The sequence below is a fragment of the Pediococcus pentosaceus genome (assembly GCF_001437285.1).
In the GTDB taxonomy this organism is placed as follows: Bacteria; Bacillota; Bacilli; order Lactobacillales; family Lactobacillaceae; genus Pediococcus; species Pediococcus pentosaceus.
On record NZ_JQBF01000010.1, the window covers coordinates 1 to 26,177 of the forward strand.

General features: G+C 38.0%; 25 protein-coding genes. 5 read left to right on the top strand and 20 right to left on the bottom strand.

Features of this window, described 5'->3' with window-relative positions:
- The 11 genes from IV86_RS07985 to IV86_RS08035 all read right to left on the bottom strand — a co-directional run.
- On the bottom strand, window positions 1-438 hold a 438-nt coding region (locus tag IV86_RS07985; protein ID WP_056979529.1), incomplete at its 3' end, for a universal stress protein.
- A 28-nt stretch (window positions 439-466) separates the two neighbouring features.
- The gene (locus IV86_RS07990) at window positions 467-940 is read right to left on the bottom strand and encodes a universal stress protein (protein ID WP_002832689.1); all 474 of its coding nucleotides are present in this window, start codon (window positions 938-940) and stop codon (window positions 467-469) included.
- A 108-nt stretch (window positions 941-1,048) separates the two neighbouring features.
- On the bottom strand, window positions 1,049-1,561 hold the full coding sequence (locus tag IV86_RS07995; RefSeq protein WP_002832688.1) for a TetR/AcrR family transcriptional regulator: 513 nt from the start codon (window positions 1,559-1,561) through the stop codon (window positions 1,049-1,051).
- A gap of 11 nt (window positions 1,562-1,572) precedes the next feature.
- Window positions 1,573-2,424 carry a 4-(cytidine 5'-diphospho)-2-C-methyl-D-erythritol kinase gene (gene ispE / locus IV86_RS08000; protein ID WP_002832687.1) on the bottom strand — a complete coding sequence of 284 codons (852 nt, stop codon included), beginning with the start codon at window positions 2,422-2,424 and terminating at the stop codon, window positions 1,573-1,575.
- A 117-nt stretch (window positions 2,425-2,541) separates the two neighbouring features.
- On the bottom strand, window positions 2,542-2,844 hold the full coding sequence (locus IV86_RS08005) for a Veg family protein (protein ID WP_002832686.1): 303 nt from the start codon (window positions 2,842-2,844) through the stop codon (window positions 2,542-2,544).
- Window positions 2,845-2,970: 126 nt separating this feature from the next.
- Window positions 2,971-3,864: a 16S rRNA (adenine(1518)-N(6)/adenine(1519)-N(6))-dimethyltransferase RsmA gene (gene rsmA / locus IV86_RS08010; protein WP_002832685.1), complete on the bottom strand. Its 894-nt coding sequence runs from the start codon at window positions 3,862-3,864 to the stop codon at window positions 2,971-2,973.
- Window positions 3,857-4,417, bottom strand: coding sequence for a ribonuclease M5 (rnmV, locus tag IV86_RS08015; RefSeq protein WP_002832682.1), 561 nt, complete (start codon window positions 4,415-4,417; stop codon window positions 3,857-3,859). The genes rsmA and rnmV overlap by 8 nt, the downstream gene beginning before the upstream one ends.
- Window positions 4,404-5,186 carry a TatD family hydrolase gene (locus IV86_RS08020; RefSeq protein ID WP_002832681.1) on the bottom strand — a complete coding sequence of 261 codons (783 nt, stop codon included), beginning with the start codon at window positions 5,184-5,186 and terminating at the stop codon, window positions 4,404-4,406. Before IV86_RS08020 ends, rnmV begins: the two co-directional genes overlap by 14 nt.
- Window positions 5,187-5,261: 75 nt before the next feature.
- Complete coding sequence (gene metG / locus IV86_RS08025; RefSeq protein WP_002832680.1) at window positions 5,262-7,283, bottom strand: methionine--tRNA ligase; 2,022 nt, start codon at window positions 7,281-7,283, stop codon at window positions 5,262-5,264.
- Window positions 7,284-7,381: 98 nt separating this feature from the next.
- Window positions 7,382-8,230 (bottom strand): DUF72 domain-containing protein, encoded by an 849-nt coding sequence (locus tag IV86_RS08030; protein ID WP_002832679.1) that lies wholly within the window; start codon window positions 8,228-8,230, stop codon window positions 7,382-7,384.
- Window positions 8,231-8,298: 68 nt separating this feature from the next.
- On the bottom strand, window positions 8,299-8,964 hold the full coding sequence (locus tag IV86_RS08035) for a hypothetical protein (protein ID WP_036672805.1): 666 nt from the start codon (window positions 8,962-8,964) through the stop codon (window positions 8,299-8,301).
- A 144-nt stretch (window positions 8,965-9,108) separates the two neighbouring features.
- On the opposite strand from IV86_RS08035, the gene IV86_RS08040 reads away from it, so the two are divergent.
- The 3 genes from IV86_RS08040 to IV86_RS08050 all read left to right on the top strand — a co-directional run bounded on the left by IV86_RS08040 (window position 9,109) and on the right by IV86_RS08050 (window position 10,662).
- A complete protein-coding gene (locus tag IV86_RS08040) occupies window positions 9,109-9,297 on the top strand; it encodes a PspC domain-containing protein (protein ID WP_002832677.1) in 189 nt (62 codons plus the stop codon).
- Between the two features lie 64 nt (window positions 9,298-9,361).
- Window positions 9,362-10,186 carry a helix-turn-helix transcriptional regulator gene (locus IV86_RS08045; RefSeq protein WP_002832676.1) on the top strand — a complete coding sequence of 275 codons (825 nt, stop codon included), beginning with the start codon at window positions 9,362-9,364 and terminating at the stop codon, window positions 10,184-10,186.
- 68 nt (window positions 10,187-10,254) lie between these two features.
- On the top strand, window positions 10,255-10,662 hold the full coding sequence (locus tag IV86_RS08050; protein ID WP_002832675.1) for a hypothetical protein: 408 nt from the start codon (window positions 10,255-10,257) through the stop codon (window positions 10,660-10,662).
- Between the two features lie 49 nt (window positions 10,663-10,711).
- On the opposite strand, the gene IV86_RS08055 is transcribed toward IV86_RS08050, so the two are convergent.
- The 4 genes from IV86_RS08055 to trpS all read right to left on the bottom strand — a co-directional run bounded on the left by IV86_RS08055 (window position 10,712) and on the right by trpS (window position 15,009).
- A complete protein-coding gene (locus IV86_RS08055) occupies window positions 10,712-11,671 on the bottom strand; it encodes an IpaB/EvcA family protein (protein WP_230491266.1) in 960 nt (319 codons plus the stop codon).
- Entirely contained in the window at window positions 11,655-12,887 is a 1,233-nt protein-coding gene (locus tag IV86_RS08060; RefSeq protein ID WP_002832673.1) for a hydroxymethylglutaryl-CoA reductase, degradative, read from the bottom strand. Before IV86_RS08060 ends, IV86_RS08055 begins: the two co-directional genes overlap by 17 nt.
- Window positions 12,888-12,892: 5 nt before the next feature.
- Window positions 12,893-13,822 carry a Ppx/GppA family phosphatase gene (locus tag IV86_RS08065; protein ID WP_002832672.1) on the bottom strand — a complete coding sequence of 310 codons (930 nt, stop codon included), beginning with the start codon at window positions 13,820-13,822 and terminating at the stop codon, window positions 12,893-12,895.
- A gap of 158 nt (window positions 13,823-13,980) precedes the next feature.
- Window positions 13,981-15,009, bottom strand: a complete 1,029-nt coding sequence (gene trpS, locus IV86_RS08070) for a tryptophan--tRNA ligase (RefSeq protein ID WP_056979530.1) — start codon at window positions 15,007-15,009, stop codon at window positions 13,981-13,983.
- A 336-nt stretch (window positions 15,010-15,345) separates the two neighbouring features.
- Here trpS and helD point away from each other — a divergent pair, with 336 nt between their 5' ends.
- Window positions 15,346-17,649 (top strand): RNA polymerase recycling motor HelD, encoded by a 2,304-nt coding sequence (gene helD, locus IV86_RS08075; RefSeq protein ID WP_002832670.1) that lies wholly within the window; start codon window positions 15,346-15,348, stop codon window positions 17,647-17,649.
- A 16-nt stretch (window positions 17,650-17,665) separates the two neighbouring features.
- Here the strand turns inward: helD and IV86_RS08080 are convergent, their stop codons facing one another.
- The 3 genes from IV86_RS08080 to IV86_RS08090 all read right to left on the bottom strand — a co-directional run bounded on the left by IV86_RS08080 (window position 17,666) and on the right by IV86_RS08090 (window position 20,620).
- Window positions 17,666-18,604, bottom strand: coding sequence for a DMT family transporter (locus IV86_RS08080; RefSeq protein ID WP_056979531.1), 939 nt, complete (start codon window positions 18,602-18,604; stop codon window positions 17,666-17,668).
- 126 nt (window positions 18,605-18,730) lie between these two features.
- Complete coding sequence (locus tag IV86_RS08085; protein ID WP_002832668.1) at window positions 18,731-19,666, bottom strand: NADP-dependent oxidoreductase; 936 nt, start codon at window positions 19,664-19,666, stop codon at window positions 18,731-18,733.
- A gap of 78 nt (window positions 19,667-19,744) precedes the next feature.
- Window positions 19,745-20,620: a LysR family transcriptional regulator gene (locus IV86_RS08090; RefSeq protein ID WP_002832667.1), complete on the bottom strand. Its 876-nt coding sequence runs from the start codon at window positions 20,618-20,620 to the stop codon at window positions 19,745-19,747.
- Between the two features lie 134 nt (window positions 20,621-20,754).
- On the opposite strand from IV86_RS08090, the gene IV86_RS08095 reads away from it, so the two are divergent.
- Window positions 20,755-21,480, top strand: coding sequence for a DUF554 domain-containing protein (locus IV86_RS08095; RefSeq protein WP_036672801.1), 726 nt, complete (start codon window positions 20,755-20,757; stop codon window positions 21,478-21,480).
- Between the two features lie 56 nt (window positions 21,481-21,536).
- Here the strand turns inward: IV86_RS08095 and IV86_RS08100 are convergent, their stop codons facing one another.
- Window positions 21,537-22,712 (bottom strand): pyridoxal phosphate-dependent aminotransferase, encoded by a 1,176-nt coding sequence (locus IV86_RS08100; RefSeq protein WP_002832665.1) that lies wholly within the window; start codon window positions 22,710-22,712, stop codon window positions 21,537-21,539.
- Between the two features lie 4 nt (window positions 22,713-22,716).
- The gene (locus IV86_RS08105; RefSeq protein ID WP_056979532.1) at window positions 22,717-26,142 is read right to left on the bottom strand and encodes a pyruvate carboxylase; all 3,426 of its coding nucleotides are present in this window, start codon (window positions 26,140-26,142) and stop codon (window positions 22,717-22,719) included.
- Window positions 26,143-26,177: the final 35 nt, after the last annotated feature.

The following is a 26,177-nucleotide window of genomic DNA, read 5'->3' on the forward strand; positions in this document are numbered from 1 at the left end:
TAAGACAGAAATTGGGGCATGTTTAGCCATATACGAAGCTTGAGAACCAAAATATTTGGCCATCCCTGTTTTAGAGGATGAACCGATTACTAACAAGTCCGGATCAACACTAGGAATCACATTTTTTACAATAGTTTCCCCGGCTTCGCCTTCTGCTATGTATGTTTGTACTTTTTTAATGCCAAATTCCAAGGCAATTTTTCGATAGTTTTGGAGATGTTTTTCCAATTCAGTTCGCTTTTGCGTAATGAAATTTTTATCTAAAGCTTGGTAAATATTAATGTCATTTTCTTCAATTACCGTAACCAAATCTAACTCAGAATCATCCTGTTTAGCACGATTCATTGCAAAACGGAATGCCAACTGCGCATCAGGGGAGTCGTCTACCCCCACCAAAATCTTACTAAATCTTTTCGGATTAAATTCTCTTGAACTCATGATTTTCCCTCCATGCTAATCCCTATTATCATTTTGAATATGGTAGATTATCAAGCTCGGTTCGAACTAATAAAACATCCATCAATGCAACTCTTGTAACATAGTCCGCTACCGAACCAATCATTGCTCGTTGGAACGCGTTCAACCCCGTTGCCCCCATCATAATCAAATCTGTTCCCAGTTTTTCAGGCATCTCTGTAGCGATAATGGCCTTAGGATCGCCAGCTTCCACATATACCTCAACATCTTCAAAATCATATTTACGTTTGATTTGGTCCTTCAAATCTTCAACATACTCTTTAGCTCTACGAAGGGATACTTCAACATAATCCATGTTACTGCCCATATGTCCGTACACATCTAAAAACCGTGAAGATTGAATTACAGTTAAAATATCTAAGTGAGCATGGTTACGCTTCGCCACAAAAATCGCTTTTTTCAAAGCTAATTCGCCCTTAGGAGAGCCTTCAACTGGCACTAAAATCTTCTTATATTCAAGCATATCCATTACTCCTCTATACGTTTCTGTTATCATTATAATAAATTTTTTAAGATAGCGCTACCAATAATGCCTTAGAAAAAAGCGAGTCCCCGCTCTTTTCATTTAAAATTATCTTAAGAAGCGGTGAGCCACCATTACCATTTCTTGGTTAGTCTGCACAAGTCCATCTTTTATCCATTGTACAACCATTTGGTTTAGTCCTCCAGCCACAAAATTAACCCACATCACTGGGATATCCGTCCGAAGTTTAAAGATTCCTTGTTCAATTAAATCTGTTAAATAAAAGTTTAGTTTATCATACAAGCGATCATTTAAATCAGCATGAATTAGGGCTTCAATATACGAAGCATTCCGCCGACAGATTGAGAAAAACGCTTCTAAAAAGGTCCCAATATCATGATTAGGACGTACCATCAGATAGTTAAAGAAGTCAGTAAAAATTTGATCTATTTTATAATCAATAATCTGATCTTTAGTTTTAAAGCTTCGGTAATACGACATTCTAGATACCGACGCCGTTTGACAAATATTACTTACCGATATACTGGCTAAGTCATTATCTTTTAACAACTCAAATAGTGCATCGATGATCTTCTGTTTTGTTGCTTCATGATTAGCCATTATTATATACCTCACAAAATTCGAACTAAATATACTTCATGACAAAAGCCCTTCAAGCTATTTACGATATGCTTGGCTCGGCTTGATTTTGACGCAACCCCAAATACCGTTGGCCCAGTCCCACTCATTTGAGCTGCATCTGCCCCGTATTGTTTAATTCGATTTTTAATTTTTAAAACTTCCGGATGTTCTTTTCCGGTTACTTGCTCTAAAACATTGCCCATATAACGACAAATGTCTGTATAATCTTCACGCTCAATTGCATCTAAAATTGATTCGATATTAGAATGTTGGAGCTCTTTGTGTTCGATTTTACTAAGGATATACGGCGTCGACACACTAAGTTTCGGTTTGGCAATCACCACCCACATAGGAGGTAATTTTTTTAAAGGAATTACTTTTTCACCTTTTCCCAAAACATGTGCCGTCCGGCTATACACACAAAATGGTACATCGGAATCAATTTCTAAACCAATTTTAGCTAATACTTCTAAGCTAAGCTCAAGATTCCATAGTTTATTTAATCCTCGTAAAACGGCAGCAGCATCAGACGAACCTCCGCCTAATCCAGCTGCAACCGGAATGTGTTTACGTATTTCTATAATTACTTTGGCACGTACGTGATATTTTTCTTGTAAAATCCGGGCAGCTTGATACGCCAAATTACGACTATCGTTAGGTAAAAAACCGGTATTCGTTCGAACTTTAATTCCCATTTTACCAGGAATACTTTCGATTTTTACATAATCCGCTAAATCGACCGAGGTCATAATCATGTTCCATTCTGGTAATCCATCAGGATGATTAAACGGCGTATCCAAAAATAGGTTTAACTTGGCTGGAGCTTTCTCGGTGATTTCCATCTACTTCACCTGTTTCGTTTGCTTTTAACCTAAATTATACTAAAAAATGGTAAAAATAAAAAAGGCTAATAGTCATAAAAGCTTAAATGCCCCAACTATCGCCAATTTAATTAGATATTAGTCTTCATCAAATTCTTCAACGTCATCATCATCAAGCTCAATTGACAGCTCAGCTTGGTCGATTTCATCATCAAAGTTAACTTCGATGTTTCTTGTCAAAATATCCGTGTAACTGTATGACACACGTTCGAAGGAGTTCTCGTCTTGATCCAAATCTACTACGAAAACGGCTGGATATGTCATATGCAGGCGGCCACGACGCTTAGTAATCTTTTTACGTCCGATTTGAGCAACCACCAGTAATTCTTCCCCGATGCGACCATCGAGCTTATCCTTAATTGTAGCTAGTGTGTTTGGCATTAACTTCACCTTCCCATGTGAAACATTCTATCATAGTTTCACAAAGTTTGCAATTTTACCACACGTACAATTTAATATCAACGCTTTACATTTCATTTTTTTATGCTTCAAGCCCATGAAAACGGATTATTTTCGTTTAAGGCCTTCAATTTGAATCCGATTATGCAATTTAATGAAATCCAGCACGGTTAATCGCTCTGGTCGCACTTGTGGATCAATACCTAAATCATCCAAAACATTTTGGATTTTAGCTTTGATTTCCGGTTCTTTACCATAAAGTCCCTGCATATTGTTCCAAATATTTTTACGACGGTGCATAAAGCATCCGTGAACCGTCTTAAAGAAGTCTTTGTCGTCTTCTGGCATTACTTCCCAGTCAGCACGAGGCGTAAGGCTCACGATGGCTGAATCGACCTTAGGACGCGGCACAAATACCTTAGAAGAAACATCAAATTCAATTTGCGTATTCATTCGATATTGAACCACTACTGATAAGGAACCATATTCCTTATCGCCAGGTTGGGCTGTAAGGCGTTCTGCGACCTCTTTTTGCATCATAACAACCATTTTATCGATGGGCAGAGTACTAGCCATAAATGTCTTTAAAATGGGGGTTGTAATGTAATACGGTAAGTTAGCTACCAATTTCAAACGACGTTTTCCGTCTAAATGATTTTCGACTTCTTCGTTTACATTTGCTTTTAAAACGTCTTGATTAACCACCGTGATATTATCGTAAGGGCTAAGGGTTTCATATAGGACGTTCATTAAATTACGATCAATTTCAAATGCTAAGACATGATGAGCACGTTTGGCAATTTGTTCAGTTAAACTACCAATTCCGGGTCCAACTTCAATTACGTCATCCTCAGGAGATACTTCCGCAGCATCCACAATATTTAAAAGTACGTTAGGGTCAGTCAGAAAGTTTTGTCCTAGACTTTTCTTAGCTGATAATCCATATTTTTCCAAGATAGCTCGAGTTCGAGTTGGATTACCAATATCCATTTGATTATTCATTAATTCCTCCATTAATTTGTTCTACAGCATGATTAAAATCTGATTTTTCAACTTGGAACAGTTGTAACCTTTTAGGTAGTTGTTTGGCATTTACGTATCCAATCCCTAGTAAATCTCCCAAACGAATTCGCCGTTGTTTTGCCGCTGAACCCGCAATTAATCCAGCATCAATCAAATCACTCTGAGTAATTTGCGGTGCAGCATCCTCATCTTCCGTATAAAGATGCTCAAGTGATTGGCGAATTACCTCCGGAGTGGCATGTTCGACTCCTAAGCTTCCCTTATGATCTGGAACAGCATCTTTTCGTTTCAAAAAAGCATGCTTGACGTTAGGAACTTCGGCTGAAATAGTTTTACGAATCTTTTCGCCAGAGAAATCTGGATCTGTAAACACAATTACTCCGCGACTCTCTTGCAATTGGCGAATTTGTTCGATGGTTTCATCAGATAACGCTGATCCCCTAGTTTCCAAGGTATCAGCGTTGACAGCTAGGTTGATTCTTTTAGTATCATCTTTTCCTTCTACTACAATGACTTCTTTAATTTTCTTCATTTTTAATCCCATATAATTTACAAGTATTATCAAAAGTTATTTCGGCTAATTGATCAGGTGCCATATCGCGATGCCGAGCTAAGGCCTCCAGAACATATAGTGAAAAAGCCGGTTCATTTTGTTTTCCACGGAGCGGTTCTGGCGCTAGATATGGAGCGTCAGTTTCAACCATAATGCGATCTAAAGGCACTTGGCGAACTGCCTCATGGACTATTTTAGTTTTTTTGAAACTTGCCACTCCACTAAATGAAATGTTAAGCCCGATATCCAAGAACTTTTCCATCCATTCCACATCGCCATTAAAACTATGCATAACTCCCTTGATTTTATCCACACCAGCATTTTTTAAAATCGCATAAGTATCTTCTGTAGCATCCCGATTGTGAATTGAAATTGGTAAATTTTGCTCGATAGCTATTTGAAGTTGTTCTTCAAAAACTTGACGCTGAACCTTTTGAGGCGAAGTATCCCAATGGTAATCCAATCCAATTTCACCCAAGGCTACCACTTTCGGGTTTTGGAGCTGTTCTAATAGTTTTATTCGTTCAGCTTCGTGAAAATCTTTAGCGTCCTCTGGATGCCACCCCACAATGGCATAGGTATGAGGATATTTTTCGGCTAACTGAATAGCTCGTTCATTTAGGACCGTATTGGAACCAACTTGAGCAGTCGCTATGACACCTAGTTTTTGGGCATGCTCAATATACTTTTGTTCGTTGCCCCAAAAAGCATCATCATTTAAATGCGTGTGTGAATCAAAAATATGCATTTTTGCCTCCTTGAATATAAAAAGGGCTGGGACAAAACACCTGTTTCATCACCAGTCCCATTGTGTTAAATCTTTTTAACCTAAAACATCGCCGTTTTGGTGTTGGTCGTCGACCATCACGACTTTTACTTGGTCGTCATGTTCAGTTGATAAAATCATTCCTTGACTCATTTCCCCACGCATCTTACGTGGTTTCAAGTTAGCAACAATCACAACTTTTTTACCTACTAAAACGCTTGGATCAGGATATGATTGAGCAATTCCCGAAAGAATTTGGCGTGGTTCTTCATCACCAGCATCTAACTTAAACTTCAATAACTTGTCAGCACCCTTTACTGGACCTGCTTCAAGAACTTCAGCTACTCGAAGTTCTACCTTATCAAAAGCTTCGATCCGAATTTCTTTTTTCTGGTCTGTTGCCACAGCTTCGGCCTTTTTCTGGTTAGCTTCAGCCATTGCAGCACGCCCTTTTTTCTTGTCTGATTGAGTCATTTGGTTTTTAAGGAACTCAACTTCTTTTTCAACATCCAAACGAGGGAAAATTGGAGTTCCCTTTTCCACAACCTTTGTATCAGCAGGAATTTCACCAAACTTCAAACCTTGAAGTTCAAGTTGATTAACATCCAAGCCCAATTGTGCAAAGATTTTAGCTGGCGACTGAGTCATCATCGGTTGGATCAAAATTGCAATTACACGCAAACTTTCAGCCAAATGATTCATGACACTTGCTAATTTTTGTTTAGATTCGTCGTCATCATTCCGTGCAAGAATCCAAGGCGTAGTTTCATCAATATACTTGTTTGTACGCGCAACTAATTTCCAAATTTCAGCTAAAGCATCTGCAAAATGAAGGTTGTTCATTAAGTCTTCATAGTTCTTAATTGTCGTAGCAGCTGTGGTTTCCAAATCTACATCAACGTTATTAACGCCACTTTGGAAAGTTGGAATAACGCCGCCTTCATACTTGTTAATCATCGCTACCGTACGATTCAAAAGATTACCTAAATCATTAGCTAAATCAAAGTTAATTTTTGAAATAAAATCTTCCGGAGTAAAGTTACCATCATTTCCGTAAGGCATAGCTTTCAATAAGTAGTAGCGTAAAGCATCCAAACCATAGTTTTTAACAATCGTTTCAGGGTAAATAACATTACCCTTTGACTTAGACATTTTACTGTCCTTCATCAATAACCAACCGTGACCATAAATTTGGTCGGGTTGTTCGAGGCCTAAGGCGTGCAACATAATTGGCCAGTAAATTGTATGAAAACGGACAATTTCTTTTCCAACCATATGAACATTGGCAGGCCAGAATTTCTTAAAGTTACCATCTTCGTCACTGCTATAACCCAATGCGGTAATATAGTTAGACAACGCATCAATCCACACGTAAATGACATGTTTAGGATCATTTTTAATTGGAACTCCCCACTTAAAACCAGTTCGTGTAACCGCAAGATCTTCTAGACCAGGTTTGATAAAGTTATTAATCATTTCATTCATTCGGCTTGCCGGTTGAATAAAATTAGGATGAGTTTGGTAGTAATCTAATAACCAATCGGCATATTTGCTCATCTTAAAGAAGTAAGATTCTTCCTTAACTAATTCGACTTCGTTTCCAGAAGGAGCCTTTCCACCAGTTACGTTGCCGTCAGCATCACGGTAAACTTCAGCTAATTGAGATTCAGTAAAGTATTCTTCATCAGAAACTGAATACCAACCTTCGTATTCACCAAGGTAGATATCGCCTTGATCTAATAATTTTTGAAAAATCTTTTGAACAGCTTTTTCATGATAATCATCTGTGGTACGGATGAACTTATCATTAGTAATTTCAAGTAAATCCCAAAGTTTTTTGATATCCTCTGCCATGCCGTCAACATATGCTTTAGGAGTAGTGTTTAAAGCTTCAGCTTTTTGTTCGATTTTTAAACCGTGTTCGTCTGTTCCAGTTAAGAAGAAAACGTCCTTTCCTTCTAAACGTTGAAAGCGAGCTTCAGCATCACAAGCAATTGTTGTATAAGAATTACCGATATGAAGTTTTCCCGATGGGTAATAAATCGGCGTAGTAATATAGTATGTGTTATTTTCTGCCATTATGGTTCCTCTATTCTAGTCAAGTTAATTAATTGTAATTGTATCATATTTTATAGCGTCAAAAACCCGTCTCTTTAACGAAAATAACGATTTATTAATCAAAACAAATCCATCTGAACTGGGCCTAGACCCTCAAAGCGAATTCCTAAGATTTTTTGCAACTCTTTCGCATTATCGACAGCATCATGGTTTCCATTATTATTGAAGATAACGGTTACTTCTTCAACTCGTTCAGATACTGCCTTAACCCACTGTGCTAACTCCGTTAATTCATCCGTAGAATAACGATAATTAGTGCGTTCTTTCCGCCATTCTTTGCCACTCGTAAACCATCCCTGAGCATTACGTCCGTGCAAACGAAACATGGCTTTTTTAGCACTAGTCACTTGAAGTACCAAAGGCATCCCTTGGTTGCCGTCAAACGGCTCATCGACAATTACATTTATCATTTTAAGGCGCTCCAAATATGATAAAGTGTCCTCTTCGACTGCCTCTGTGAACCAACTGGGGTTTCTGAACTCAACACTAATCGGAATTCGATCCATCATTTGGCGAATTTCAAATAAGTAGCGGATATTAGTCAAATCACATCGAAACGAAGGTGGAAATTGGAATAATACAGATTCCAACTGTCCATTTTGGATTAAAGGCTGCATTACCTTTTTAAAATTAGTAAATTCTATTCGTCGTTCTGGTGTTAAATATTCATCCCCATCAACGCCGTCGTGGAGGGTCATAACCCGAGAAGCTTTAAAGATGAATTTAAAATTATCTGGGACTTGATGTTGCCAATTGACGACATTGGACAACGATGGAATCGCATAAAAAGAACTGTCCACTTCCACAATCGGAAAGTGGCCTACATATTCTTCTAGCGTTGATTTAGGTTTACCTTCAGCCGATAAAGTTGGATGATCGGCCCAAGTACTTAGTCCAATCTGAATCATAAAATCCCCCCATTAATTAAAAAAACTGAAATTCAAATCATCTGATTTGATTCCAGTCTAATTTATTTTTATTTAAAAAACACTAATATTGCTGAAATAATAATCATAGCAATGTTAACACGCATTAAAAACAAATCAATGATGCGGCCTTCCACTCGATTAGATACTAAACGGATTAAGAAAACCATCAAGCCTAAGTAACATAATAAGATCATGGGTGGTACTAGTAACATTCCAAGTAATCCAATTAAAAATATCACCAATCCAATTTTTTCAGCCTGGGATAGACGCCGATATGCAAAAGTATTAACCAATTGGACATGCTTTTGCTTTGCAATGGTCAAACGATAGATATCATAAACCTTAACTAAGGCGGCAATAACCGTATAGACGAACAAGAAAGTCCCTGCTACCTTTCCAGAAGGTTTTCCACTAAAAAATTCAAATCCAATACCTGATGCTAGCATTATCAAAGTACTAAAAAAGAAGCCCACAAATTCTTTTGTATCAGAAACTTGATTGACTACCGATTCTTCAGCAGGCGTTAATTTACGAACATTTAATAGCATATGGATTAGTGCGTAGGAAACCGCTCCTGCCACAATTAACGAGAAAAATAAAATTGTCCAAAAATTAATGCTACCTGTTAATAATTTAAATAAGAATAACCCAATTGAAACTAATGAGAGAATTCCAGCAATATTAGCTGTTCGATTCCATCCTTTTTCATTCATAGTATTTAAAATCTCCATAGTATAAGTACATAAGTAATTTCAATTCTACCATTTAATAGCTCTCCTATCTAGATTGATTCGTCATAATTCCCTTTAATCCACGAACTGTTATATAATGAGAGCAAACGAAAAGGGGTGGGAATTATGAGAAACAAATTGTATAAATCCAGAAACGATAAAGTTCTTTCAGGTGTGATTGGTGGATTCGCTGAAGCGTACGATTTTGATACAACGCTCTTACGAATTATTTACACTGCCGTAACCCTCTTTACCGGTTTTTTCCCAGGGTTAATCCTCTACATTGTAGCCATGATGGTAATGCCTGAAAGGTAATTCTTACTTTTAACTGGATGCATTGAACTGGCATCTGGTTTTTATTTTGATTGGGGTTATTAAGATGAAAATCACAATTGGTAATATTTTAAAACAAACACGTCAATCACAAGGACTAACTCAAAAAGCGGTTGCTGATGGTATTTGCTCTCAAGCTATGCTTTCATCTCTAGAGCATAATAAATACATTCCAAATGCTCAACTGATAATTGCTCTTTGCCAACGTCTTTCGATCAGTTTAGAACAGCTAAACCTTGCTGAAAATTATGCAATCAGTAATGATAAAAAACTGAACCAAAAATTAAATTTTTTATGTAACCAACACCAATATCAACTATTATTTGAACTACTCCACCAAGATTCAACTTTAAATTCATTAACCACTCCTTCACAAATTCAATCATATTACTATTATTTAGCAATTTCAGAATTTCAACTTAAACTTGATGTAACACATGCAGTTCAACATTTAAAATTGGCACTTGCTTCAGAGTCTTCTAAACAAAGCGTCCTTAGGCGTTTATGTTTAGGTACGTTGGGTTTAATTTTAAATTTACATACTTCTTCATCAGGTGATGTATATTTACAGCAGTCTCTCAAAAATCTTCAAGATAATATTTACCATCCAAATCTAAATATTTTATTTTATTTACAAGCTTTTAATGCCTATCATCAACAGAATTTTTTAGAATGCACACATACAATCGAAAATGGGCTCAGTTTTATTACAAATCATGATTCACATTACATGTTAGCAAATTTGTATTATTTACTTGCTAAAGTAGCTTCTAAAACTAACAACCTTAATCTCCAAAATGAAGCCACCCAACGTTCTAAAATTTTTACAGAATTATTTAATGAACGTCCCTATCAGGATTTCAAAATATAAGAACTCTTATTTTTCAAAAATTATCCAACCTTCTATGCTTAAGTTACCAAATAAAGGAGGTTTTTACTTTGAAAAAATTATTTATTAATACTATCTTCATCCAATCAAATCTAGAAAGATTATCCACAATTTTAAAAAGTCCACAAAATCTTTCCAAATGGGTACCTGACATTAACTCTGTATCACCTAAGGACGATTATTTTTTAATCTCACGTTCCTCATCTGCATTAAATAATTTTGAAAAAATTTCGGTTACTAGTCAGGATAACTCTATCATTTACACTAGCACTGGTGGACGTTTAGAATATGAATTACACTTTGATTTAACTAACAAAGACGACAAAACCTTGGTCGAACAAACTTTATTAGTGGACGAGACTTTAACAAAACTACCGTTGACTCTCTTGGCCCCTATTGCTAAACATGCCTTTCATGAAAACCTGTCTAGTTTAGAAAGATTAATCGCAATTTCATAACTAACAAAAAATCCTGTAACTAAAATTACTTTAGTCCAGGATTTTTATTTTATCTAATAGTATAAGGCATCTTCATTTCTTCAAAGAAGTCTTTAACATTCTTTGCATATAGTTCACGGAAGTATTCGTCACTTGGCATGTCTTTAGGTGTTGGTACCACAAAGGCGTTTTGTTGGTCGCTAATTCCTAATCCAACAAATCCGCGTGTATCTTGAGCTTTTTCATGTAAATCTGAATGGAAGATTTGGAATAATTGTTTAACTGATAAACGAAGTTGACGTTCACTAAATACACTTCCCAATGTCGCAAATTCCATCGCATGAATTTCTGGTAAATCCCATTCTTTTAATTGAGTATCAATTAATTCGAAAGCTTTGACTACTTTTCGACGGAAATCAAACGGATTACTGATGGTCCGTTGGTCAAGTTCTTGCATAATTTTTTTAGCAGCTTGGTAGGTTGTTGGAAAAGCATCCATCAACCGCGTTTCAAAGTTCGCTAAACCATTTCCATAAAACGTAATGGCATCCATCATCATTATTAGACGAATAGTACTAAATCCGTCAACTTTACCAGCATCCTCAGCCTCTACGGCATCCTCAATCCCCTTAAAGAAAGCTTCTTCCACCTCATCATCGATTAAATAATGCCGACGCTGTTCTTTGACGACAACTTCGTGGGCGATTACATCGTAAAGCTCAGTAATCAAAAACATCAATTGATTGTCCGTATCTTTTTCCCCTGTTGATAATTGGAAATAAAGTTGTGGAAAACCTTTCAAAATCATTAACATGTGAATTAACTCATGGGAAGCAGTGTAATTAGGCGCTGTAATATCATTGACCTTGATTAACATCTTACCTTCTTCAACAAATTGCTGAGCTTGGTCGTGACGCACAAAACCGGCCTGTTCTTCCCCAAAACCAATCCGTACTTCTCCTGGAAAACTTGCATTAACTTCTTCAAGAAGCGATTTTACTGTATCATTTACTTCAACTTTGCTCATCATTATCCTTCTTTCTTAGCTGTTTAATAATTTGTTGGGCATTTTTGGCATCAATTCTTTCAGCTTGGACTAATCGGTTAACCGCATCTCCTAGCTCTGCTTGAGTCGCTCCATGTTCTATTAAAAGTGATTTAGCTTGTAGTCGCATATGCCCTGATTGAATTCCCTCTGACACAATAGCTCGTAAAGCGGCCAGATTCTGAGCTAAACCAATCGAAGCAATTACTTCCGCCAATTGTTTAGCGTTCTTAATTTGCATTAATTTTAAGTTCAGCTGAGCTTGAGTATTAATCCCAATCGAACCACCAACGGTTGCCACTGGTAATGGTAATTCCATTCTGCCAACTAGTTGATCACCAACTACATCCCACGTACTAAGTCCTTGATATTGACCATTTTGAGCAGCATAAGCGTGGGCTCCGCTCTCGATGGCTCGCCAATCGTTACCAGACGCCATTACAACCGCATCAATTCCATTCATAATCCCCTTATTGTGCGTTGCTGCCCGATATGGGTCAATTTGTGCATAATCACTAGCTAAACTAATCTTTTTAGCCACTTCTACTCCCAGTTGGTTGACTGGAATTTGACACGTAACTTCTGTCAGAGCTTGGTCAGCTAAATTAGATAATATTGCCATATCAACATCGATTTGTTGTGTTACTAAATCTTTCTTAACAGCCTCTACCATGGAATTAATCGTATTCGCTCCCATGGCTTCGCGCGTATCAACCATTAAATCAACTGACAGTTTCGTGGCGGTTAACTGACGAATGCGTAGATTTTTTGCGCCACCTCCACGAGCTTGCATCGAAGGGTGGGCTGCATTAGCGACCTTCAATAAATGTGATTTTTGTTTTTTTACATAATCGATTATGGGGGCTGGTTGCGCACTGCTAATTAATAACTGGCCCAACATTATCCGTCTACTATTCGCCGAAAATCCTCCGGCTCGCTGGACCATTTTAGCTCCATAACTAGCCGCCGCTATTACTGACGGTTCTTCGGTTACCATGGGAACTACATAAGCTTGACCGTTAACTACTAAATTAACTGCGATTCCTTCTGGTAAATTAAAATCAGTCAGATAATTTTCAATTTGTTGTTGATGAATTGAGTCCGTAGCTAATTCAGTTAGTTCAGACAAATCAACGTCAGTTTCCTGCGCTAATTGCTCGAGTTGCTGTTGACGCGTTAATTTGTGGTAGCCTTCTATCATTAAAACTATTCCTCTTTTCTAAAATTGATGTACTCCGAAATGATTCCTTCCCGAACGCCACTTTCAGAAAAAATTACTCGATCAGCGTCAATCATTTGTAATAACATCACCAATGGTAACATTCCACCAACGATAATATCTGCACGCGTAGTTTCAAGCCCAGACATTTTTTTACGAGCTTCTAAATTCCGCGTAATTAACGATTTGAAGGTTCGGTTAACCGATTCAGTTTTGAGCCGATAGCCGTGGATATTATTAATTCTGGAAATTTTTTGGTGACGACGATTCATTCGGGCCAATGTCCGATTAGCTCCGCCTAAAAGAACAATGGGTTTATTGAAAGCATCCATAATCCACCAAACATCTCGTAGTTGCTTATTTACAAAAATTTCAGCGGCAAATAAATTATCGGCTCTAACTACGTCCGTTAAGCGGAACCGTTCTGATAAAGACACAGCGCCAATCGGAATACTGATCATATTTCGTGCTTTTCCATTATGGACGTCAATTAGCTCACAGCTGGCACCACCAGTATCAAGTATCAAACAATCCTTAACTTCCAAGGAATTGATTACACCTAAATAATCGTAATAGGCCTCATCGTCGCCAGACAAGACGTGTAATTTAATTCCAGTTTCTTGCTTAACGCGATTTAAAAAATCGTTCTGATTTCGTGCCATTCTAACAGCTGCTGTCGTAATCCCTCTAACTTCTGTATTAGGATATTCTTCATAAATTTCTTTAAATCGACGTAGGGCTGCAATGGTACGATTCATTGCTTGGGGACGTAAAAGGCGCTCGCGCCCCATTCCTTCTGAAATTCGTGAATCTTCTTTAACTCGCTTAATTTCTCGAAAGGTTCCATCATCAGCAATCGAATTAATTGCCATTCGAGCGGAGTTTGATCCTAAATCTACTATTACCAAATTTTTCATCCTGGTGTCCTCATTTAAATTGAAATATTCCTTTTTTATTTTACCATTACCTAAATTAGAAAAGGAGCTCATCTCGCCTGTCAACTAAAATAAAAACAAACGTTTACATTAATCCTTAATAAAAAACCACACTTCTTTTAGAAGCATGGCTTTTACGATTAAAGTCGGTGATCAAAATAGTTAATTCCAATGGCATCTCGAACTTCCTTTAAAGTCTGTTCTGCGACCGCGTTAGCCTTGTCACTACCGTCTTTTAGAATTTGGTATACAGCGTCAACATCTGCTTCATACTTTTCCCGACGCTCGCGAATTGGGCGTAATTCGTTTTGGAGAACTTCATTTAAGTAACGTTTAATTTTAACGTCTCCTAATCCACCAGCTTGATACTGATCTTTAAGTTCTTGGACTTTTTGCTTATCAGGATCAAAGATGTCTAGGTAAGTAAATACGGTATTACCTTCAATATGGCCAGGATCTTCTACCCGAATATGTTGAGGATCAGTATACATTGACATAACTTTCTTTTGGATAGTTTCTTCGTCATCTGCCAAATAAATAGCATTACCCAATGATTTAGACATCTTTGCATTTCCGTCTAATCCAGGAATTCGTCCCATTCCTTTAGGTGGGAAATATCCTTCTGGTTCAACTAGCACTTCTTTTTGGTAGATATTGTTGAAAGAACGTACAATTTCACGCGTCTGTTCTAGCATGGGTTCTTGGTCATCCCCTACTGGTACAGTATCTGCTTTAAAGGCTGTAATATCGGCAGCTTGACTAATCGGATAAGTAAAGAAACCAGCTGGAATACTTTGCCCAAATGCCTTTTGTTTAATTTCAGTTTTAACGGTTGGATTCCGTTCCAAACGAGCTACACTAACCAAGTTCATATAATGTTGAGTCAATTCACTTAGTGCTGGAATCTGTGACTGCACAAAGATCGTCGATTTAGCTGGATCAATGCCAACTGCTAAATAGTCTAAAGCAACTTGGATTAGACTATTACGGATTTTTTCAGGATCACGGGCATTATCAGTTAAAGCCTGCATATCAGCAATCATGATGAAAGTTTCATAATCACCTGTATTTTGAAGTTGAACGCGGTTTTTAAGTGAACCAACATAGTGTCCGATATGAAGTTTTCCTGTGGGACGGTCACCAGTTAAAATAATTTTTTTAGATGTCATAATTTCCTCCAGATATAAAAAATCCTACTATTCAAAAATGAATAATAGGACGAAAAATCGCGGTACCACCTAACTTGTGACTCCATTATAAAGCCACCGCTCTAGTGAAAGATAAGGGATTTCGCCCTGTTAAACATCAATCCATTTCGCCTTCCATGAGACTTCTCAACAACTGTCTCTCTCTGTTAGTGGTTAACTACTGCTTTCATTTTAAATTAGAAACGTTAGCCTTGTCAAAATAAGTTTAACTTTATCTCACAAGCTGGTCTTTCGGTTGACTTTCATTCTTCCTCCACCTAGAATTATTCAAGCATTAAAATCAAGGAGGTGGCTGATTTGGACGAACAACAACAAGAACAGCAACGAGTTACGGAAGTCATTGAAAAAATCGACGAACAAAAACAACATACAGAAGATTTATATCATAAAGCCCATCAAGAAACTAGCCAGGTTGAAAGAAATTACTCACAAAATGCAAAGGTTAACTTGATTGAGGCCGATGACCGCATCGAAACCCACGCTGAAATCCAACAGCAAAAAGGGCTGGTAGCTCGAGCTGTCGAGAATGAAGCAATTTTAAAACGCCAAATTGATGAATTAAGCGATCTTCAAAAATCACCCTACTTTGGGCGAATTGATATTAAAGATGCTGATGAACCTGATATTGAATCACTTTACATTGGAATTTCGTCTTTTGCTGATCGGGATGGTAATTTCCTAATTTACGATTGGCGTGCTCCTATTTCAAGCATTTACTACAATGGTACTCTGGGAAAAGTTAAATATGATACCCCAGCGGGCATGATGGAAACTGAACTCATTAAAAAACGTCAATTCACTATCAATCATGGTGAAATTCAACATATGTTCGACACTAACGAAACGGTTGGCGACGAGCTTCTTCAACAAGCTTTAGGCGAACAAAATGACGAATACATGCGTAATATCGTCGCTACTATCCAAAAGGAACAAAACGACATAATCCGCGATGTTTATAGTGATCTTCTAGTCGTTCAGGGCGTGGCTGGTAGTGGTAAAACCTCTGCTATCCTACAACGTATCGCCTTTCTTTTATATCATAGCCGAACTTCATTAAATGCTGATGAAATTGTACTTTTTTCTCCTAATAAGTTGTATAGCCGTTATATTTCGGACGTTTTACCTAGTTTAGGGGAACGAAACATGCGTCAACTAACCTTAGCCGAATTTTTCAGCCGCCGTTTGGAAGGCATGCAGGTCCAAACGTTATTTGACCGTTTTGAAAATCAACACCAACTCACTGAATACGAGCAAAACCTCATTGACTTTAAAGAAAGTCAGGATTTTATTGAATTAATTCAAGCTTATGAAAAACAACTTTCTGCTAAAGAAATTAAATTTACCAATATTAATTACCGCGGCGAAATTTTCTTTTCTAAAGAACAAATTCAAGCTATCTTTGAAACCTTTCCTCTTAGTATGAGCAATAAAGAACGTCTTTTAAAAACTAAAAATGCGCTAATCAAACTTCTTCAAAAACGAGTTAATCAGGAAATTAAACAGGATTGGGTTCAAAATCAAATCGACCAAATTAGCGACGAAAAATATCATGAATTAGTGGGGACGCGTCACTTTAAATCATATGATGAGGAAAATCATTTTATCGGTCGCCAAATAGTTGATAAAGAATTCCAAATTATCGATGACGCTATCTTTAATAATTATTTCATCGATTCCTATTCTCAATACGCGGACTTTTTGAGTCAAATCGACTTAGGTGACTTCGATTGGCAAAAAGTTGCTAAAGCTTTCACTGATGCAATTGAACTTCATCAGATTCATTTGGAAGATGCGGCACCCATGATGCTTCTCCGTGATTTGATTACTGGAAGTGGTACTAATCGTAAATTCCAATATGTATTCGTTGATGAAATGCAGGACTACTCAGTTGCACAATTAATGTACCTAAAACATGCTTTTCCTCGCGCTAAATTCACCTTACTAGGTGATAGTGAGCAGACCCTGTTCAAAGATGTTACCGAACCACAAATTCTATTAGCAAAACTAAAGCAGGCTTTTCATGTTAAGCGAGCTAATTTAATTACCTTAAATCGTAGTTATCGCTCGACCGCCCAAATCACTAATTTTGCCGCGGCACTTCTACCTGATGGTCATAAAATTCAAGCTTTTAGTCGTGAAGGAGATTTACCTAAAGTAATCATTGCTGATAATGAACAACAAGCCGTAGTCGATATGACCAATCTTTGCCGGGATGAATTACAGCAGTATGGTACCATCGCTATTTTAACTAAGAACATGGCTGAAAGTGAGCACGTAGCAACCTTGCTTCACGAATTAAAACCGAGCTTATTAAACGATGGCGACCGTTCCTTACCCAAAGGTATTGTCGTTTTACCCATTTATTTAGCTAAAGGATTAGAGTTTGATTCCGTAATTGCCTATAATGTTTCCGAAGCTAATTTTCCTGGTCGTTTGTGGCGAGGAACTTTATATACGATAGCTTCCAGAGCCATGCATCAACTACACTTAATTAGTATTGGTAAAGTATCCAATTTAATTACCCAAATTAAGCCTGATCAATTTAGTTTTCAAAAATCATTTAACATCACTCCTCATAAATCACAAAAACTCGACGAATAACCGTCGAGTTTTTTGTTTACATTACTTCAATTAATCCTACTCCAGCAATCATAATGATTAAGCCCGCAATCTTAGCAACTGAGATGCTCGATTTCATCGATCCTAATAAGCCAAACTGATCAATATTTAAACTACTGATAATTTGTCCCAGTAAAACTAGCACTACTACCGTTCCAGTTCCAATCTGTGGTACCAAATATGCATTTAAAAAGATATAAGCTGCTCCAAAAAAACCGCCAATCCAAACCCACCAAGGTGTTTTCTGTTGAACAACTAGCCGGATATTTTTTAAAGTTCCTTGGAATACAGCTACCAGGAATAACATTATTGTTCCAATAAAAAATGATATTAAAGCAGCGTGAATAGGGGCCTGTAATAATCCACCTAATCGTCCATTTAATGCTGCTTGAATTGCGAGCATTCCGCCCACAAGCACGCCGAAAATTTGCCATAACCATTTCCACTTAACCCGTTGTTCAGGGGGTCTTTTCATAGAATTCCGTGCTAAATATTCTGGTAAGAGGACCACAATTAATACCCCCACAATCAATAGTAGAACTCCGACCATTCGCATTAACGAAAGTGGATGGCGTGTGGTGCCAAACATGCCATAGTTATCAATTATCATACTCATCATAATTTGACCTAAAACGGGCATGATCACCGTTTGAACACTACCTAAAATGGGGAATAAAAGAATATTAGTTGTTAATCCAATCATCCCCAAAACACCACCGAGATACATCCACCATGGAATGGCATGTAATTGCGCATTAGTTAATAAGAGCTGTCCACCGCTTAAAACAATGATTACTATCAAAAAGATGGTTCCCACCATAAAAGAAATCAAAGACGATACGAATGGTGAAATAACATACGTTCTTAATCGTGAATTAACCGCCGTTTGAAAGGGTACTACCGCACCCGCAACCAATCCTAACATCAATAGTCCCATTATGTGCTTCCTTTCAACGCTATCCTAGTTTCGGTTAAAGCGTTTCCATCATTACTATAACTTTATTTTAAACTAAAAAAATCATGACACAAGCAACAATGTCATGACTTTTTACATTTTCATTTTCTATTCCACATTGATAACAATTTTTCCTCTAGCATGGTTAGTTTGACTGCGTTCGTGAGCCGCTCGTAACCCATCTTCAGTAAGTGGAAATGTACTATCAATAATTACTTTGACCTCGCCCTCAGCCACTAAATCACCTAGTTCAGCCAGTTGTTTGCCATTTGGTTGGAGCCACCAAGAAGTTGCTGAAGGTTGAGCGTCCTGTTGGGCTTGGGTTGGGCGACCCGCGATAGTGACCAATTTCCCAGTTGGTTTCAAAATTGCTAGTCCCGCTTCTAAATCATCAACTGTATCAAAAACAGCATCATACTGATTAAGGACTTCCCCAATTTGGTGTTCGTGGTAGTCAATGACTTCATCTGCCCCTAAATTAGTTAAAAATTCTGCATTTTTGGCGCTAGCCGTTGTGGCTACATAGGCTCCTAAATGTTTAGCAATTTGAATGGCGAAAATCCCGACTCCACCAGCTCCTGCTTGAATTAAAACTTTATCACCCTTTTTAACCTTTAACCGATCTACAATCACCTGCCATGCAGTCAGTCCAGCTAATGGAATTGCAGCTGCTGCTTCAAACGAAACATTGCTAGGCTTTAATGCTAATTTATCTTCCTTAACTGCCGCGTATTCTGCATATGTCCCTTTCGTCCCATCTTCGTAAATATCGGGTCTAGCAAAGACTTCATCTCCAACTTTAAAATGCTTAACATCTTTACCGACTTGGGTAATTACTCCGGAAAGATCCCATCCTAAAACAACTGGGAATTGCCAATCGTACATTTGCTTCAAAAATCCCATTCGAGCCTTCCAGTCAATCGGATTGATACTGGTTGCTTTAATTTTCACCAAGACCTCATCGTTTGCGATTCGAGGAATATCTAACTCCTCTTCGTGAAGTTGGTCAACATTACCATATGCGCTAATCGTAATTGCTTTCATTAAAAATACCTCGTAATTTTCCTCTTACTTTAAGATTGATCTAGTAGGTTATATGTTAACACTTATCAAAAGTAAGTTCTATGTTCGGTTTCTAGCAAACTCCCAGAACAAATTTACAACTGGTACCATGTCTCCCTTTCGTTTTATAAAAGCTAATTGGCTGCTTTTTTTAGGTATGATTGGAATTACTGCAATATTAGGATAGTTTGTTAGATCAAATGATTTATCCATAACAACAGAAACACCCATTCCTTCATTCAACATTTCCAAAATCAAATCAATCCTTTGGCCCTCATACATTATTCGTGGTTGTACATTAGGCTTTTTTAAAATTGGAATAATTGGATTTGTACCAGAAATCGTTCCTTCTAATACCAAAAAAGATTCGTTTCTAAGATCCTGAACTTGGATCTTTTCAAACCGAGACAAGGGGTTATTTTTAGGCACTAATGCAACAAAATAATCGGATTCATTCACAATTACGTCGTATTTTTCACTGACCGGACTAAATATCCTTGTAAAAACAATATCTGTTCCATCATGATTAAGTTCATTTAACAAGGAATCCGTTCCAGCTTCACTAAATTTCAAATTAATCTCTGGATATTGCTTGGTGAATTGCGTAATCGTATCAAATGCTGAGTATTGCGAAATTGAGGGGATTCCCTTAACCACTAGCGTACCTTTAGGATTATTTTTCAAAGCGTCAATTTTTTGCTTCAATTGTTGTTCTTTATCTAAAATCTCCCTTACATCTGACAATACGTTTAAAGCCTCTTGGGTCAACGTTACTTTTCGATGTTTTCTTGAAAAAAGTTTTATGCCCCATTCTTTTTCTAACGCCATAATATGCTTAGAAACTGTAGCTTGCGTTAAAAAAATTTCTTCTGCTGTTTTACTATAATTCTTAGTCTGTGCTAAATTATAAAATGTCGCTAATTTTTTAGTATCCATTACATATCTTCCATCTATTCTTATTTGGAATATCTTACCACAATATTTGAATTGTTCCTTACTTTTATGAACTGTAGAATAATACCTTGTCAGCTCCAAAATAAGTACTTAATCGATATAAAGGGGGGATTTTGGTGCCAATTGGTATAATAGTAAATGTTTTTTCAATTTTTTTAGGCGGTTTTTTAGGTGCTCTAGGTGGTCGAAAAATGTCTACCGTCTTCCGGAACAATTTAAATATGGCCTTTAGTATCGCTTCAATAACCATGGGAATTTATACAATTGCCCCTATGCAAAATCTAGCTGCAGTCATATTTGCAATCATTATCGGAACTGGTATAGGAACTTTACTTCACTTTGGAGATTATATTAAACATGGAGCAGAATGGATGCAAAAATTTATTTCACGTTTTGTTTCTTCACCAATGATGTTAGACCAAGAAACTTTTGACGCAACTTTGATAACGATTATTGTCCTCTTTTGTGCCAGTGGGACTGGGATTTATGGTTCATTAACTGAGGGTATGAATGGGGACGCTACCATCTTAATTTCAAAATCAATTCTTGATTTTTTTACTGCAATAATTTTTGCAGCAAATCTGGGATATGTGGTGGCGTTAATTGCCGTCCCTCAATTTTTGATTTTAATGCTACTATTTTTCTTGGCCCACCTAATTTATCCACTGACTACCCCTGCTATGTTACTTGATTTCAAAGCTGCTGGGGGAATTCTTATGCTAGCCAGTGGTTTTAGAATTGTTCAAATCAAAATGTTTCCAACGGCCGACATGATTCCAATTATGATTGTAGTTATGCCCATATCTTGGTTTTGGACGACTATCATCCTACCGCTACTATGAAAAAACGATGTTAATTTATGCACGTAAAAATCATAAATTAACATCGTTTTTATATATTATTTCATAAACGCTTTAATTCGCCTTACTGCTTCACTCAATAATGTTTGGCTCGTCGCATACGAAAGCCGAATATGTCCCGGCATCCCAAACTCTTCACCGGCGACAACGGCTACATGAGCTTCCTTTAGTAAAGCCATCGCCAAGTCCGTAGATGTGGCATATCCTTTAATTTTCATAGCTTCAGTAACATTCGGAAATAAATAGAAAGCCCCTTCTGGCTTATGATCAAAACTAAAACCGGAGATTGTTTGCATTAAATCAAAAGTTTGGTTCAATCTTTTTTCAAATGCCAATCGCATCTCTTCCACTGGCTTTTGGTCTCCACGCAAAGCTTCCAGAGCGGCATACTGCGCTACCGCTGTCGGATTTGATGTCATATGACCTTGTAAAGCCAATATTTTTCGAATAATTTGCGGAGCAGCTACAACATATCCAATTCGCCATCCAGTCATTGCATACGCTTTTGAAACCCCATCGATTAAAATGGTATTATTAACAATTTCATTCCCCATACTCATAACTGAACTGAATTTTGCCCCATTGTAAACTAATTTACCGTAAATCTCATCTGCAACTAATATTACGTTGTTATCGACCGCCCATTGTGCAATCGCCCGTGTTTCTTCTTCTAAATATACCAATCCCGAGGGATTTTGAGGCGTATTTAAAATTAACAATTTTGTGTTGGCTGTTTTAAAACGACTTAATTCTGAAGGAGTAGTTTTCAAGTCACTAGCTTGAGGATGGATGGCAATTACCGAACCCCCGGCCAATTTCACCTGTTCCTCATAACTAACCCAGAATGGGGCAACGATCATGACTTCATCGCCTTCATTCAATAAAGCTTGGAAAGTTTCGAACAGCCCCATTTTAGCCCCTACCGTTACTGCCACTTGTTCCATTTTGGCATCATAACCTGTATCGGCTTTAATGTGCGTAGCAACTGCTTGGCGAAGTTCTGGGAGCCCTCCGACTGGTGTGTAATAACTTGCTTTACCAGATTGCATACTTGCCATCGCCGCTTTAATAATCGCCTTAGGAGTAGCAAAATCCGGTTCTCCCGTACTCAAATTAACAACGTCGATGCCGGCCGCCTGCATTTTTTTTGCCTCAGTTGAAACTGCTAATGTTGCTGATGGACTAACTTGATTAGCCCGCTTCGAAAATTCCATCAGATTACTCCTTTTCTAGTTCAATCAATAAATCCCCCGTCTCGATTTGCATTTCAGGGGTAGCATAAATCTTCTTAATGGTTGCGTCGAAAGGTGCTCTTAACGCGGTCTCCATTTTCATCGCCTCAGTGACAATTAAGTTATCACCTTGCTGGACCTTTTGGCCAGCTTCTACTTGAACTTCAATGACCGAGCCCGCCATAGTAGCTCCAATCTGTTCGGCTTTAGTAGGATCAGCTTTAATCTTCTTTGCTTTCGTTACCTGCGCATTAACATCATAAACAATCACTTCTTCACTTTGTCCATTTATATCAAAGAAAAGTGACCTTTGGCCCGCCTCATCTGCTTCACTAATTTCTCGAAGGACAATAATGACCGATTTTCCGCGTCCCAATTGTAAATCAATGCGTTGACCAATATGCATTCCTTGGAAAAAGATTGGAGTATCTAGTAATGGTACTGGACCATATTCATTTTGACGTTGAATGTATTCGGTCATCACATCTGGATACATAATAAACGACATAACTTCTTCATCACTTGCTTGGTGACCTAAAACCTTAGTTGCCTGTTTACGAACTTGATCAAAATCAACTGGATCAGCTAAAGCTCCTGGTCGTACTATCAATGGGGTTTGCCCTTTTAGAATCACCTTTTGAAGCTGTTTTGGAAAACCACCCGCCGGTTGTCCTAAATCACCACGGAAAAAGTTTACCACTGATTCAGGAAAACTTAATTGTCCCTTATCGTTCATTACCATTTCGGGCGTCAAATCATTTTGGACCATGAATAGTGCCATATCGCCAACTACTTTAGAAGAAGGCGTAACCTTTGGAATATCGCCAAACATTTGATTGACGGTTGCGTACATTTCCTTAATCTCATCCCAACGCTTCCCCAAATGAACTGCATTAGCTTGCTGGCGCAGGTTGGTATACTGTCCACCAGGCATTTCAATTCGATAAATTTCAGTTTGTGGTCCATTTAATTGGGTGCCAAATCCTTCGTAATATGGTCGAATTCCAGCCCAATATTCATCTAGTTTTTCCGCTTTTTGAATGTCTAAATCTGGTTGACGCTGGTTATTAGACAACGCATAGTAAAGAGATTGCATTGAGGGCTGAGAAGTCGTTCCCGCTAGCGCAGAAGTGGCAACGTCGACCACATCAACTCCAGCTCGTATTGCTTCAGAATATAAGAAAATACCGTTGCCTGTAGTATCGTGCGTATGCAAATGAATTGGCACATCCAGATGATTTTTTAACTCTGAAATTAATGCATAAGCAGCTTGTGGTTTTAAAATTCCTGACATATCTTTGATTCCAATAATATGAGCACCTGCTGCTTGGAGTTCTTGAGCCAAATCCACATAATATTTCAAATTATATTTAGTACGATTAGTATCTAAAATATCTCCAGTATATGCCATGGCTGCTTCAGCCACTTTTCCATTATCACGCACCCGTTGGATAGATTCTTCAAGCTGTGGAACCCAATTAAGGGAATCAAAGATTCGGAAAACATCAATTCCATTTTTGGCAGCCAATCGAATAAATTCGTCAATGGCGTTGTCTGGATAATTTTGATACCCTACTGCATTTGACCCACGTAAAAGCATTTGGAGCATCGTATTTGGCATTTTAGCCCGCAATTGTTGGAGTCTTACCCATGGATCCTCACCTAGGAACCGATAAGCAACATCAAAGGTCGCACCGCCCCAAACTTCAGCTGAAAATAGGTTAGGCAGACCTTTCTGGACTTGATCGGCAATTTCTACCATGTCTTTGGTCCGCATTCGCGTAGCAAATAATGATTGGTGGGCATCCCGCATGGTCGTATCGGTTAGCAAGACCTGCTTTTGTTTTAACAGCCAATTGATCATGGCATCAGGTCCCTTACTATCCAAGATCTGTTTCGCATTTTCATGCGGTACTTGTGCTTCAAAATGTGGACGGACTGGCCGAGTTAACACTACTGGATTCTGCTTTTCTAAGCCTGGATAACCATTGATGGTAGTATTAGCAATGTAATTCAAAAGTTGAGTAACTACCGGGGTTTCAGCTTTTAAATCAAAGAGTTCTGGTGTCTCATCCACAAAGGTTGTCGGAGCTAATTCCGATCTAAAAATAGGATGATGAATTAATTTCTTTAAAAATGGAATATTAGTTTTAACCCCAGCAATTACAAATTCATTGAGCACCCGATCCATCTTTACCAAGGCTTCGTCAAAAGTTGGCGCATGGACAATTGCCTTGGTCAGAAGTGAGTCATAATGCGGAGTTACAATGGCTCCAGCAAAGGCATTTCCAGCATCCAATCTCACACCTGTTCCACCAGGTGAACGATATGTCTGGATTCTACCGACATCTGGAATAAAGTTATTCATTGGATCTTCAGTGGTAATTCGGGCTTGAATTGCCACTCCCACAGCTTCAATTTGGGCTTGTTGAGGAACACCGATTTCTTCGTGTAATCTTTGACCTTCAGCAACCTTAATTTGGGTTTGCACAATATCGATTCCCGTGACTTCTTCGGTAACTGTATGTTCAACCTGAATTCGTGGATTCACTTCCATAAAGTAAAATTGATTACCTTCTACCAAAAACTCAATGGTTGCAGCGTTACTATAATTGACCGACTTCAATAATTTTAAAGCAGCTTTTCTTATTTGATCACGGACGGTGGCAGAAATTCCCACCGCTGGAGCAAATTCAATGATTTTTTGATGGCGTCGCTGAATCGATGAATTTCGTTCATACAAATGAACCATCTCACCGTGTTCATCCGCGACTACTTGAACCTCAATATGGATTGGATCAACTAAGTAACGTTCTAGGTAAATCTCATCGTCACCAAAAGACGAAGAAGCTTCTGACTGAGCCATCTTAAATGCTTCGCGCATCTCTTGTTGATGATGTACAATCCGCATCCCTTTTCCGCCGCCACCTGCCGCTGACTTAACAAATATAGGATAGCCAAATTGCTCTGCAAAATTTAGCGCGTCATCGACATCTTTAACTGGTTTTTCCGTTCCCGGAATAGTTGGTACACCGGCCTTAATGGCTGCATTTTTAGCTTGTAATTTATCACCAAACATTTCTAGTAATTCGGGTCGAGGTCCAATGAACTTAATCCCAGCTGCTTCAACTGCTCGCGCAAATACAGCATTTTCCGACAAAAATCCATAGCCGGGGTGAATTGCATCAATATTATTTTCTTTTGCAATACGAATAATGTCATCAATATTTAAATATGCTCCAATTGGATCACTATCTTCACCAACTTGGTAAGCTTCATCTGCTTTAAAGCGATGCATAGAAAATTCATCCGCTTTAGCATAAATTGCTACAGCTGTTTTTCCGAGTTCATGCGTTGCCCGAATAATTCGGGTCGCAATTTCGCCTCGGTTGGCAATTAAAATACGGTGCATAGTGGACCTCCCTAATTAAATTGTTCGTGATTTAA